This window comes from Rhizobium cauense (genome assembly GCF_019511525.1).
Taxonomy (GTDB): domain Bacteria; phylum Pseudomonadota; class Alphaproteobacteria; order Rhizobiales; family Rhizobiaceae; genus Rhizobium; species Rhizobium cauense.
In genome coordinates, this window is sequence record NZ_JAEUAT010000012.1 from 116347 (window position 1) to 129163 (window position 12817).

The following is a 12817-nucleotide window of genomic DNA, read 5'->3' on the forward strand; positions in this document are numbered from 1 at the left end:
TACAAAAATGCCCGCTTGAGGCGGGCATCTTCGAATGCGGGTTCGGACAGGATCAGCGAACGAGAATGTTCTTGAACTGCCACGGATCCTTGGCGTCGATCTCTTCCGGGAAGAGACCCGGACGGCCGTCGAGCGGAGTCCAGTCCGTGTAGTGACCTTCGACCGGGCCGAGATACTGCGCCTGGACGTCCAGGCAGCGCTTGTAGTCGACCTCGTCGGCTTCGACGATGCCGGCATCAGGGTTTTCGAGCGCCCACACCATGCCGGCGAGAACGGCGGAGGTCACCTGCAGGCCGGTTGCGTTCTGGTAAGGCGCGATGCGGCGGGTTTCTTCCAGCGACAGGCGTGAGCCGTACCAGTAGGCGTTCTTTGCGTGGCCGTAGAGCAGGACGCCGAGTTCGTCGATGCCGTCCTCCAACTCTTTCTCGTCGAGAACGTGTTGAACCGGCTGCGGGTTGCCGCCGTTGCCGAACATCTCATGCATCGAGAGAACCGCGTCGTTCGCCGGATGATAGGCGTAGTGGCAGGTTGGGCGGAAGGTAACTTCGCCGTCCTTGTCGCGAACGGTGAAGAAGTCGGCGATCGAGATCGCCTCGTTGTGGGTTACGAGGAAGCCGTACTGCGGGCCAAGCGTCGGGCACCAGGTGCGAACGCGGGTGTTGGCGCCGGGCTGCTCGAGGTAGATCGCTGCCTTGCAGCCCTTCTTGTGCTTCTTGCCGTTCTTCGGCATCCAGTTTTCGTGGGTGCCCCAGCCGAGTTCGGCGGGCTGCAGACCTTCGGAGATGAAGCCTTCGACGGACCAGGTGTTCCAGAAGACGTTCAGCGGCTTCGGATGCTTGGTGCGCTGGGTGTCGCGCTCTGCGATGTGGATGCCTTTGACGCCGACCTTCTTCATCAGCTTGGCCCAGCCTTCGCGGTCATGCTGATCCGGCTCCTCGAACTTCAGGCCGATGTCTTTGGCGAGGTTGACGAGCGCCTGCTTGACGAACCACGAGACCATGCCCGGGTTTGCGCCGCATGTCGAAACAGCAGTCGGACCGCCGGGGTTCTTGGCCTTTTCCTTGCGAAGGGTTTCACGCAGCGCATAGTTGGTGCGGTCGGCGTTCTTCATGCTCTTGTCGAAATAGAAGCCGAGCCAGGGCTCGATAACTGTGTCGATGTAGAGGGCGCCGAGCTTGCGGCAAAGCTTCATCAGGTCAACGGACCCGGTATCGACGGAAAGATTGACGCAGAAGCCCTGGCCGCCGCCTTCAGTCAGAAGCGGCTTCAGCAGCTCCTTGTAGTTGTCCTTGGTGACATGAGCCTTGATGTGCTTCACGCCGTGCTTTGCCATGATCTCGGTGTGATCTGCGTCGTCGCGCGGGTCGATGACAACCATCCGGCTCTTGTCGAATTTGAAGTGGCGCTCGATCAGCGGCAGGGTGCCACGGCCGATGGAGCCAAAGCCGATCATCACGATCGGGCCGGTAATTTCGGCATATACCGGGTGGTTGTGTTCTGTCATTCTTTCTTTTCTCCTGTGGAAGGCGACGAAGGCGATAGCCTCTAAGAATTTATCTGAAAATGCGCAGATAATGCGAGATTACCGGCTCTAACCATAAAACCGCGTCACAATAAAGAGTGTTGGTCCCGGAACGCAACTATCAGACGGGCGAGAGGGCATCGGCTAGCGCACGAAGCTTGGACGCAAGCTCTGCTTTTTGCAGGGTGAGGCCCTTGTAGGCGGCTTGCTGCTCATCGAGCGCTTCCAGTTGCTCGGCGAAGCTCGCAGCGAGCCAGCCGGCGCTGGGGTGATGGGCGATCGCGGCGATTGGATCGACATAGACGCGGATTGTGAAGAGGATGTCGCCAGACTTGGGCAGCTTGCGCAGCGTCTGGCGCTCAACCCGGGCAAAACGCTCGGCGAGGGTAAAGGCGTCGGCAGAGGGCGGGCGACGGTGCTTGGAAACAGGCAGGAAGAGATCGTCCGTGATATTGACCGACCAGTTCAGCCTTTCCACCGGCTGTGAAACCTGGAGGTTATCAAAGATGCGGGTGATGAGCGCCGCGTTGCGGGTGCCTTCGCCAAACCCGGGCACGTCGGCGTGGATCGCCTGCATCGGGCGACCGAACTTCTCCTGCAGCGACCAGGAGGAGGGAAAGGCGACGAAACCAGCGACAAGATGCCAGCCTTCCTCCTTGCGGCGCATGATGACGAGGTCGTCTTGCACCAGCAGCCCGGCGCGCAGGAGGGGTGGGGTGTTGCAGTCGGTCGCGTCGTCCGAAAGCCCGGGATGGCGCTCGGCAAGGTGAGCCCGGAGGAGATCGTAAGCCTCTTGTTGTGCCTCTTCGGTTCCGTCCTCGGCCACGAAGATCTCATCGCGATGGGCGTCGAGGAGCCTTCGCTTTTCGCCGACATAGCGCCCCCAATCGTCGTCCGGTTCGATCCAGCGGGCGAGATCGAGCGGCATCAAGCCGATGGTGAATGGGCGGGCGGAACCGTCATAGGGCGTGTAGATCGGAAGCGTCATGACGGCACTCTATCCGGTCAACGTCCCCTGATGGAAGACCATGCGCCACTCGCCATCGGCATCATGGCGCCAGATGGAACTGCGCAGCGATCTGACCGGCGGACCAGCCGGGACATTCCGTGTCGCCCGGTAGGTGACGAGCGCCAGGTCGGATGCGAGCAATCGCAGCTCGAAGTCCGTCAATGTGCGTGTCGTCCCATCCGGCGGCTCTGCGAGCAGGTCGGCGACGACGTCCCCGTATCCATAGAGGCGACCGGATGCACCGATTTCCCTGAACTCAGGCGAGAGAAGAGACGCAAGCGCTGTCACGGAGGCGCGGATCTCAGGCTCGAATAGCCGCTGTTCCAGAGATTGAAGATGTTCGGTGAGGTCGCTCATGCCGTTCCTGTCGTGGTCGTTCAGCTCTTCAGGAGATCCAGCCCTTCGGCCGTGGTCGTGATGGCTACCTCGGTGATTTCGTATTCGGCGACGCCATGCACCGTGAACGGGTCCTCGGCGACATAGGCTTCGATTTCGGCGCGCTGACCGATCGCAAGGACGACACCGCCGGTGCGCGGCACTTTGCGGCCGGAGGCGAGGAACCAGCCCTTTGCATAGCCTTCCCTGACCCAGGCCATATGCGGCTCCATGTGCTTGTCGGCTTCCTCGTTCGGCTTCACGTAAGTCAGGGCGAGGATGAACATTGCAGAATTTCCTTTCAGGGCGTTGCGTTCCGACGTATGTGAATATTCAATTGCCGTGGAGCCATCCATATTCTTTTTAGAATTCTGCTCCAAAGTGCGAACCGTTAAGTCAGCACGCCCGGAACAATCGGATGAACCAGATATCTGAGCGGCTTGCCGAGTTGCAGGAAAACAGTGCCGTCCTGATCGCCCTCTACGATCAGGAGGATCGACTGCGTTATGCAAATCCGGCCTTTCGTTCGACCTACGCCATCGAACCAGATGAAACGCCCCTGTGGTCGGAACTGATGCGGCGCAACACGCGCGCCGGCAAGGGGACGATCATTCGCACCGCCGATTTCGAGGTGTGGCTCGTTTCCGCGCAATCGCGCCGGGGCAAGCTGCCGTTCAGGGCTTTCGAAACCGATGTCGTCGATGGGCGCTGGTTCTGGATGACGGAGACAGTGCAGAAAGATGGCTGGATGCTTTGCATCGCCAGCGACATCACGCATCTGAAGCAGAGCGAGCGCGATGTGCGACAGGACCGTGACTTTGCGCTGCGGGCCTCGCAGACGGATGAACTCACCAGCATCTCCAACCGCCGCTTCATGATGGCTGCGCTGGAAAGCCTGATCGCGCGGCAAGACTCCGCCAATCCCGATATTGCCGGCTGCATCTGCATCATCGATCTCGACTTCTTCAAACGCATCAACGACGTCTACGGTCATCAGTTCGGTGACGATGTGCTGATTGATTTTTCCCGTCGCGTGCAGCCGGTCATCCGCCGGCGTGACAGTTTCGGGCGGATCGGCGGTGAGGAGTTCATGCTGATCCTGCCGGATACGACCCTGGCGCAGGCCGAGCTGATCATCGAGCGCATCATCGCAATGGTGCGTGTAGCCAGTCCGATCCCGGCCGCACCGTCCTTCTCTTATACCTGCTCGGCGGGATTGGCCGAGTTGCGATCCGGCGAGACGGCGCGTGAGGTCTATGCCCGTGCGGACGAAGCCTTGTATATCGCCAAGCAAAGCGGCAGGGACCGGCTGAAGATCGTGGCCTAGCCGACGATCCGGGCCGGGATCAGCCCGCGCAGCGAATTGCCCATGTAGAGCTTTCCGGTCATCAGATCGTCTACGGAGATTCGTCCAACGCGGGCCTTGCGTTGGCAAATCAGTTCCGTGCGCAAGACGCCTGATAGCAGGCCGCAGGAAATCGGCGGCGTGCGCAGCGTGCCCGAACCGTCATCGAGGAAGGCCGAGGTGATCGTACCTTCGCAGACCTCGCCGCGCTCGTTCAGAAGCAGAACTTCGTCGGCTTCGGACGCCGGATATTCTGCGCGCGCAGTCTCGTAAACGTCGCGGCGTGTCGTCTTCATTCGCAGCAGTTTATCGGCGGAATCGAGACGGGTTTTGGCAATCCGGACCTTCCATGTGATGCCCTCCGGTATCGGTGCGAAAGGCGCAGCAGTGACCTCGATTTGCCCCAGTCGATCAAGCGTCAACCGCATTCGCAGGGCCGTCGTGGCGCCGGCAACCGCCTCTTCCAGTTTCGCGGCAGCGCCTGTTGGCTCGGGAAAGCCGGTGCGGCGGGCGGAGCGGGAAAGGCGGGCAAGATGCAGACGCAGCCTGACGAAACCAATTTCCGGCTCCCAGCGCAGTGTTTCGATCAGCGAGAAGTCGTTCATCGCGCGATCTCCTGATCGCCGATCGCAAACCGCGCCTTCAGCAGGCATTCCTCGTATTCCGCTTCGGCGGTGGAATCGAAGACGATGCCGCCGCCGACGTTGAAGACCGCCTTGCCATCGGAAAAGACGCTGATAGTGCGGATCGCGACGGAAAAGCGCATGGCGCCTGATGGAGCAATCATACCGATCGCGCCGCAATAGGCGTCGCGTGGTGTGTCTTCCAGCGTGTGCAGGATCTGCATGGCACTAAGTTTTGGAGCGCCGGTGATCGATCCGCAGGGAAAGAGGGCAGCGAAGATATCGCGGATAGTCAGGTCCGGGAGGAGTTTCGCCTGCACGTGGCTGACCATCTGGTGCACGGTCGGATAGGTCTCGATGTCGAAGAGTTTCGGCACATCAAGGGTGCCGACCTCTGCGATGCGCGAGATGTCGTTGCGCAGCAGGTCGACGATCATGCGGTTTTCGGCCTGGGTTTTGACGTCCTCGCGCATCGCGGCGATGATCGCTGCGTCCTCGGCATCATCGGCGCCGCGTTTTGCCGTTCCCTTCATCGGGTGCGTTTCGATCCAGCCTTCCTCGTCGGTGCGGAAGAAGAGTTCGGGCGAGCGCGAAAGCAGGATGGGGCCGCCGAGATCGACCAGCGCGCCGTATTTCACCGGCTGCCTTGAAATCAGCGACCAGAAGGCCGCGCGCGGATCGCCGTCCCAGCGGGCGGTGATCGGCATGGTGAGGTTTGCCTGGTAGCAGTCGCCCTGCCGCAGGTGCCAATGCAGGCGGTCGAAGCGCTCTTTATATGTAGCAAAATCCCAGCCGGCCCTGGGGTCGCTCAGGAACTCACCGTTCTCGGTGCGCTGTTTCGGCTGGGAAAGCGGGTGGGTATCGGCTTCGGGCGCTTCGAAGATGCCGAAGGCCAGCAGCGGCGTCTCCCGGCATTCCGGCAGAAATGCCGCCAGCTTTTCTTCGAAGAGATAGCCCGCCTCATAGGCCATGTAGCCCGCCAGCCATTTGCCTGCGGCTTTTGCTTCTTCCATTCGGGCAAGGCCGGCAAGGAACTCGGCGCGCGTCCGGGCGATGATGATCTCCGACGGATCGGAAAAGAGCATCACTTGCCCGGTCGTGTCATCCCGGAACAGAACGTAGCGTTCAGCCTTGGTCATGCCTGCCTTTGGATCGAGAGCTTATGCGCTCTTATCAAGCGCTTCCAATTCGTCGATCAGCCCTTCGATCATCGACAACCCCTTGCTCCAGAACGACGGATCGGTGGCATCGAGGCCGAACGGCTTCAGGAGTTCGGAATGATGCTTGGTGCCGCCGGCCTTCAGAAGCTCGAAATACTTCTCCTGGAAGCCCTTGTCGGCCTTCTGGTAGACGGCATAGAGCGAGTTCACCAGGCAATCACCGAAGGCATAGGCGTAGACGTAGAAGGGCGAGTGGATGAAGTGCGGGATATAGGCCCAGTAGGTCTCGTAGCCTTCCGAGATCTTGATCGCCGGCCCGAGGCTTTCCGACTGCACCGAGAGCCAGAGTTCGCCGATATCCTCCGATGTCAGTTCGCCGGCCTTGCGGGCGGTGTGGACCTTGCGCTCGAATTCATAGAAGGCGATCTGGCGCACGACCGTATTGATCATGTCCTCGACCTTCTGGGCAAGCATCGCCTTGCGCTCACGCTTGTCCTTTGTCTTGTCGAGGAGGGCGCGGAAGGTCAGCATCTCGCCGAAGACGGATGCGGTTTCTGCGAGCGTCAATGGCGTCTGGCACATCAGCGCGCCCTGCGAGCCGGCGAGAACCTGATGGACGCCGTGGCCAAGTTCGTGAGCGAGCGTCATCACGTCGCGCGGCTTGCCGAGATAGTTGACGAGCACATAGGGATGCGCCGACGGAACCGTCGGATGGGCGAAGGCGCCGGGTGCCTTACCCGGGCGAACGGGGGCGTCGATCCACTGCTCGTCGAAGAAGCGCTTGGCGATCGCCGCCATCTCGGGCGCGAAGTTGCCGTAGGCGGAGAGAACCGTGTCCTTCGCCTCGCTCCAGGGAATGACGGCATTGGAGGTTTCCGGCAGCGGGGCGTTGCGGTCCCAGAAATTCATCTGGTCCATGCCGAGCCATTTTGCCTTCATCTTGTAGTAGCGGTGCGAGAGGCGGGGATAGGCTTCCTTGACGGCAGCCGCCAGCGCATCGACGACGTCGCGCTCGACGCGGTTGGCAAGGTGCCTGCTGTCGGCAATGTCCTCGAAGCCGCGCCAGCGGTCGGAGATGTCCTTGTCCTTGGCGAGCGTATTGGTGATGAGCGTGAAGATGCGCAGGTTTTCCTTGAAGGTCTGCGCCAGCGCCATCGCGCCCTTGCGGCGGATCTCCGGATCCTTTTCCTGCAGCATGTTCAGCGTGACTTCGAGCGGCAGCTTCTCGCCGTCGACGTCAAAGCGAAGCTCGGCCATCGTCTCGTCGAACAGGCGGTTGAAGGCGGCGGCCGATGTCATCGACTTTTCCAGGAACAGCTGTTCCAGCTTGTCTTCCAGCTGGTAGGGCTTGTCCTTGCGCAGGTCGACGAGCCAGGGGCGGTAGTGGCCGGCATCCAGGTCGTTTGCCATGCAGGCATCGATGACGGCGTCGTCGATGCGGTTGAGCTCGAGCGCGAAAAACAACAGGTGGCTGGAGAACTCGGTGATCTTCGCCTGGGCGTCACCATAGAGCTTGCCGTTCACCGGGTTTGATGTGTCGGAAAAATAGGTGAGGCCGGCAAACGAGCCGAGGCGTCCGATGATATCGTCCAACGCCTCGTATTCCTTCAGTGCCTGACCAATGCCCTCGGCACCTTTTTTGGTCGCGGCGTCGGCGAGCTTGCCCTTCCACTTCTCTTCGAAGGCGATTGCCTGCTTTCCGGCTTTTTCCATGTCGCCGGTGAAGGCCGTGGACGTTGCGGAGGGGTAGAGATCCTGCAGCTTCCAGGTCGGCAGATCGCCGAGAGCGGCGTCGGTCGCGGAGGCAGCAGAACTTGCCGAAAAATTAATGGCGGTGCCGGAGAGCGGGTTTTTCATCATCGGAGTCCTCTTCCTCTTTTGCGACAGGCTTGACTGTCTATGCCGCTAAAGGCTTGGCATCAAGGGGCTTTCGGCTGCCCACAAGCTCCGTTTCGGGTCGGATTCGGGTTCGTCACAAACGTTAAAATGCAATTGTTTCTCAAAACAGGATGTTCAAGCCTTTCTGCCAGAGTGCGTCTCAGGTTTCGCATGAAGTGAGGCAGCAATGACCGGTTACCATGAGCTCAAGGGTGCAGCGCAGATACTCGTCGTCGAGGACGACCCGATCCAGCGTCGACTGCTCAAGAACGCGATAGAGCGTCACGGCCACGTCGTCCATCAGGCGGAAAACGGCCGGATCGGGCTGGAGATGGTGAAGAGAGGCAGTGGCCTCTACAACGTCATCGTTCTCGACCTGATGATGCCCGAGATGACGGGCCTCGAATTCCTGGAAGCACTGCACGAATTCGGCACGCATGTTCCTGTCATTGTCCAGACAGGGCAAGGCGGCATCGAGACCGTGGTGCAGGCAATGCGCGCCGGTGCCTTCGATTTCGTCGTCAAGCCGGTCTCGCCTGAGCGGATTGCCAATTCGATCTCCAATGCCCTGAAGCTCGATCAGCGCGAAGTCAAAGCACGCGCTGGCCGCAGATCGCGTTCCGGCGCTGTCGGCTTCGACGATATCGTTTCGGCAAGCCCGGCGATGCTTCGCGTCATCGATCTGGCGCAGCGCGCAGCGCAATCGAATATTCCCGTCGTGCTCGAAGGCGAGTCGGGCGTTGGCAAGGAACTGGTCGCCCGTGCCATCCAGTCCGGCAGCGACCGCTCAGGCAAGCCGTTCGTCACGGTCAATTGCGGCGCCATTCCGCACAATCTTGTCGAAAGTATCCTTTTCGGTCATGAGAAGGGAGCCTTCACTGGCGCCACCGAAAAGCATATCGGCAAGTTTATGGAAGCCGACGGCGGTACGATTTTCCTCGACGAGATCGGCGATCTGCCGCTCGAAGTGCAGGTCAAGCTGCTGCGCGCCGTCCAGCAGGGAGAGATCGAGACCGTTGGTGCGCGTACAGCGCACAAGGTCAACGTCCGGCTGATCTCGGCGACCAACAAGGATCTGATCGAAGAGGTCAAGAACGGGCATTTCCGTGAAGACCTCTATTATCGCCTGAACGTTTTCCCGATCACCATTCCAGCACTTCGCAAGCGCAAGGAAGACATCCCACATCTCGTGCGCGTCTTCACCGAGCGCTTCTCGAGCGAGCAGAAGGGCGGTCACCGAATGTCGGTGAGTGCCGGCGCGCTGGCCTTGCTCACCGCCTATGACTGGCCGGGCAATATCCGTCAGCTCGAGAACGCGATCTTCCGCGCTGTCGTCCTGGCCGAAGGCAATGAACTGACCGAAGCAGATTTCCCGCAAATTGCGGCGCAGCTACCGGAATACGAAGTCGTCGATCACCTGGCACTGGTCGCGGACAACACGCGCCATGACAGGCAAAGCGACTTTTCGACAGGCGAGTATCCGGCCCACCAGGCCAGCGTCGAAGAGGCCGTGGCACGAATCACGGAGGCGCCTGATAACGCAATTGCCAGCACGAACCCTGCCGGGGACGTGCGGAAGCTTGCGGATGTGGAGGAGGAATTGATCCGATTCGCCCTTAAATTCTATCGCGGCCAGATGAGTCAAGTGGCCCGAAAATTGGGCATCGGAAGATCCACATTGTACCGCAAGCTCAAGGATTACGGCATAGATCCGGACAATCCGCAGAAAGACGCCGCATAAGTCCCCTAAATTAACATTCCGGCAATCATCTTTTGTTACCAATCATAAACCACTTGTTAGTGGCCTGTTCACTATGTAAAGAAAAGGTTGATCATGTGTGGCATTTTTGCCATCGTGTGACCGCATTTAACAGTCAACGGTGTCAAAGAGGGACCATCGGCTGTCTGACGGGGATTGAGTTTGCCGGATCTGAATGGGAATACGAAACCTTCGCGCCTGAACGTGCGCACTAGGTATACGGACCTTTGCGGAAAGGTGTTTAGGACGGCTATGGCCGCCCTTCTCGCACTCGCTGTTTCGTCGCCGGTTCTGGTCAGCTCGCCTTCCGAGGCGGCCGGCGAAACACGTAGCCTCAAGCTCTATTTCGTCCACACCGGCGAAAAGGCCGTCATTACCTTCAAACGCAACGGACGATACGACACCCAGGGCCTCCAGCAGTTGAACCGATTCCTGCGCGATTGGCGCAAGAACCAGCCGACGAGAATGGACCCGCGTCTTTTCGACCTGGTCTGGGAAGTCTACCGCCAGAGCGGCTCGCGCGACTATATCCATGTCGTGTCCGCCTTCCGCTCTCCGTCTACCAACGCGATGCTGAAAGGCCGCTCGCGCAATTCGGGCGTCGCCGAAAAGAGCCAGCATATGCTCGGCAAGGCGATGGATTTCTATCTTCCTGACGTCAAACTGGCGACTTTGCGCGGTATCGGCATGAAAATGCAGGTCGGCGGCGTTGGATTCTATCCGAAATCCGGCTCTCCTTTCGTTCACATGGATGTTGGCGGCGTGCGCGCCTGGCCGCGCATGAGCCGTCAGGAACTGGTCCGGCTTTTCCCCAATGGCAACACGATGCACATCCCTGCGGACGGCCGTCCGCTGCCGGGCTATGAGCAGGCCGTGGCTGATTACAAGCGTCGCGTGAGCTCCTCGCAGGTGATGATGGCAAGCTCAGGCGCATATACCGGATCGTCGTCGGGCGCTGCGGGTAAGCCCAGGACGCTTTTCGCCGCCCTCTTCGGCGGTGGTGCTGACGAAGCCGAGGACAATGATGATAGCGGTGCAACAGCGGTTGCCACTGCGCCGGCCGCGACGACCGTCTTGCCGAACGCTGCCAATCCCGCCGAACAAGAGCCCGCGCAGGCTACAGAAGTCGCAAGCGTAAACGCGCCGGTTCCGCAAGTGCGTCCGGCGTTCGCCAATGAGCCGGGCGGCAGCCAGATAGCCAACGCCCTTATTCCTCCGCAGTCCGGAAATGCAGCGCAGGAAGCCCTTGCTGCCGTGACCGATCAAAGTCAGCAGCAGTTCGCGGATCTCAGCGGCTACAGCGTACCGGTTCCTTCTCTGCTCGGACCGCGCCGCTCTCCGGGTGACGCGGAGGTCGCTTCGGCTGATCCGTCTGCGATGACGGGGAATCTCGCAGCGGTTCCGACACCGGCTGAACGACCGGCGCTTGCCGAAAAGCTTCTTGCTGCAGCGGACGCTGCTGAAGCAGACGACGATATGGCGGAGCAGGAGGATACGCTTTCTCCGGCTGTTGCCGATGCCCTTGACCAGCAGAATGTTGATGGCGACCGTCAGGTCGCATCCAACCAGGCGTCGGTCACGAGCGTCGAGCAGGCTATTAACGCGGCAATGCCGCAAAAGGTTCCAGGCGAAAAGCCACCGCTACAGCTTGCTGCGCTTGCTCCCGCCACGAAGTCCGCAAGCTTCGGCGATGGGTTCGATGCGCCGCGTCCGGCCGATGCCGGCGGCGTGTCGCAGGGCATGCCGACCAAGGGTGGTCGTCCGACGAAGCATGAAGCTGCCGAAGCCGACGCGAGCCGTGCCACCGTTCGCACCGAGCCTAAGCTGACGCAGAAGATCATCTCGCAATGGGCGCTCACCAACGCTCGCATGGAAATGGTCACCAAGCCGGTCAAGGCGCCGCGCTTCGTCAGCCAGACTCTTCGCGCGCAGCCGACCTCGGTCTATGCGGAAGGTTTCACCAAGACGGCTTCCGTCGATCCGGGCCGTTTCAGCGGCAGCGCGGTCAATTTCATGGAAGTGAAGAAGTTCGACTCGAACTGAGGTCGAAGGACAGGAATTTGAAAGAGCCGTCGGAGCGATCCGGCGGCTCTTTTGCTTGCGCCTGTGGCGGAAAGTCGCGTCGCAGGAGGTCATGTCGGGGAAAGAGTGGCTTGCGTTTAATTTCCATATCGAGAATAAAGCGGTTCCGATATTCTCGATAAGTGAAGACATGGATCTCTCGTCGATTGAAATCTTTCAGGCGGTCGCTGCGCACAGCAGCGTAACGAAGGCCGCCGCCGTTATGGGCCGCGTGCCCTCGAACGTGACGACGCGCATCCAGCAGCTCGAGGAGGACCTTGGGGTCCCGCTGTTCAGCCGTGACGGCCGGAGGATGTCGCTGACGCGTGAGGGGACAATCTTTCTGTCGTACGCGACGCGGCTTGCCGATCTGGCTGTGGAGGCAAGGCAGGCCGTGCGGCCGCTGAGCGTGTCGGGCGCGCTTCGCGTCGGGACGATGGAGAGTACGGCAGCGAGCCGGCTTCCTGAGGTCATCAGACGGTTTGGATCGCGTTGGCCCAACGTTTCCCTGGAGCTCACGATGGGGGCGACACGGGAGCTCATGCAGAGCGTGCTCGCTGCAGAGATCGATTGCGCGCTGGTGGCGCGGCCGCCGCAGGCGATGCTGGATCAGGCACGCTATGGGGATCTCGACTTCGGTAGGTTCGATGCCCGGCGCATTTATGTCGAAGACCTCGTGCTCGTGCTCCCCCCAAAGCACCCCGACGTCGAACTCGCAGCCGACCTTCGCGTTGGGACACTGGCGGTCATGGAGCCAGGATGCACCTATCGACGCATGGCTGAGGAGTGGGCGGAAGGCGCCACCTCGCTGCGCACGCTGGAACTCGCTTCCTACCACGCGATCCTCGCAAGTATCGTCGCCGGCAATGCGTGCGGTGTCATGCCGCGCTCGGTGTTCGATCTCCTGCGCTGGCCTGCCGATATCGTCACGCGCGAGGTCGGTGCTGTGGAAACCTTTCTCGTGCGGCGCAGGGGTGACCGGTCGGATGCGTTTGAGGCTTTTCACGATGTCCTTGTTGCCTCGCGAGGCAGGGATGGCCCTGCCAAACCCACGGACTGACCTCTGCTCGCACATCCAGTCAATC

11 protein-coding genes are annotated in these 12817 nt (G+C 60.6%); 4 read left to right on the top strand and 7 right to left on the bottom strand.

The window, feature by feature from the left end:
- Positions 1 to 52 precede the first annotated feature (52 nt).
- The 4 genes from JNB88_RS21650 to JNB88_RS21665 all read right to left on the bottom strand — a co-directional run bounded on the left by JNB88_RS21650 (position 53) and on the right by JNB88_RS21665 (position 3193).
- On the bottom strand, positions 53 to 1504 hold the full coding sequence (locus JNB88_RS21650; RefSeq protein ID WP_220357205.1) for a homospermidine synthase: 1452 nt from the start codon (positions 1502 to 1504) through the stop codon (positions 53 to 55).
- Positions 1505 to 1643: 139 nt separating this feature from the next.
- Positions 1644 to 2510 carry a heme-dependent oxidative N-demethylase family protein gene (locus JNB88_RS21655; protein ID WP_220357206.1) on the bottom strand — a complete coding sequence of 289 codons (867 nt, stop codon included), beginning with the start codon at positions 2508 to 2510 and terminating at the stop codon, positions 1644 to 1646.
- 9 nt (positions 2511 to 2519) lie between these two features.
- Positions 2520 to 2888: a nuclear transport factor 2 family protein gene (locus JNB88_RS21660; protein ID WP_220357207.1), complete on the bottom strand. Its 369-nt coding sequence runs from the start codon at positions 2886 to 2888 to the stop codon at positions 2520 to 2522.
- A gap of 20 nt (positions 2889 to 2908) precedes the next feature.
- Positions 2909 to 3193: a YciI family protein gene (locus JNB88_RS21665; RefSeq protein WP_220357208.1), complete on the bottom strand. Its 285-nt coding sequence runs from the start codon at positions 3191 to 3193 to the stop codon at positions 2909 to 2911.
- Between the two features lie 131 nt (positions 3194 to 3324).
- Here JNB88_RS21665 and JNB88_RS21670 point away from each other — a divergent pair, with 131 nt between their 5' ends.
- On the top strand, positions 3325 to 4233 hold the full coding sequence (locus JNB88_RS21670) for a sensor domain-containing diguanylate cyclase (RefSeq protein ID WP_220357209.1): 909 nt from the start codon (positions 3325 to 3327) through the stop codon (positions 4231 to 4233).
- Here JNB88_RS21670 and JNB88_RS21675 read toward each other — a convergent pair.
- Genes JNB88_RS21675 through JNB88_RS21685 form a run of 3 tightly spaced genes read right to left on the bottom strand, consistent with a single transcriptional unit; the run spans position 4230 to position 7891 of the window.
- A complete protein-coding gene (locus JNB88_RS21675; RefSeq protein WP_220357210.1) occupies positions 4230 to 4856 on the bottom strand; it encodes an aminotransferase class IV family protein in 627 nt (208 codons plus the stop codon). The two genes, JNB88_RS21670 and JNB88_RS21675, sit on opposite strands and share 4 nt — an antisense overlap.
- Positions 4853 to 6013 (bottom strand): aminodeoxychorismate synthase component I, encoded by a 1161-nt coding sequence (locus tag JNB88_RS21680; protein ID WP_220357211.1) that lies wholly within the window; start codon positions 6011 to 6013, stop codon positions 4853 to 4855. The genes JNB88_RS21675 and JNB88_RS21680 overlap by 4 nt, the downstream gene beginning before the upstream one ends.
- A gap of 21 nt (positions 6014 to 6034) precedes the next feature.
- The gene (locus tag JNB88_RS21685) at positions 6035 to 7891 is read right to left on the bottom strand and encodes a M3 family oligoendopeptidase (protein ID WP_420832205.1); all 1857 of its coding nucleotides are present in this window, start codon (positions 7889 to 7891) and stop codon (positions 6035 to 6037) included.
- A gap of 208 nt (positions 7892 to 8099) precedes the next feature.
- On the opposite strand from JNB88_RS21685, the gene JNB88_RS21690 reads away from it, so the two are divergent.
- The 3 genes from JNB88_RS21690 (at position 8100) to JNB88_RS21700 (ending at position 12792) form a co-directional block, all read left to right on the top strand.
- A complete protein-coding gene (locus JNB88_RS21690) occupies positions 8100 to 9653 on the top strand; it encodes a sigma-54-dependent transcriptional regulator (RefSeq protein WP_037133682.1) in 1554 nt (517 codons plus the stop codon).
- A gap of 180 nt (positions 9654 to 9833) precedes the next feature.
- The gene (locus JNB88_RS21695) at positions 9834 to 11714 is read left to right on the top strand and encodes a peptidoglycan L,D-endopeptidase MepK (RefSeq protein WP_220357213.1); all 1881 of its coding nucleotides are present in this window, start codon (positions 9834 to 9836) and stop codon (positions 11712 to 11714) included.
- Positions 11715 to 11883: 169 nt separating this feature from the next.
- A complete protein-coding gene (locus JNB88_RS21700; protein WP_220357248.1) occupies positions 11884 to 12792 on the top strand; it encodes a LysR substrate-binding domain-containing protein in 909 nt (302 codons plus the stop codon).
- Positions 12793 to 12817: the final 25 nt, after the last annotated feature.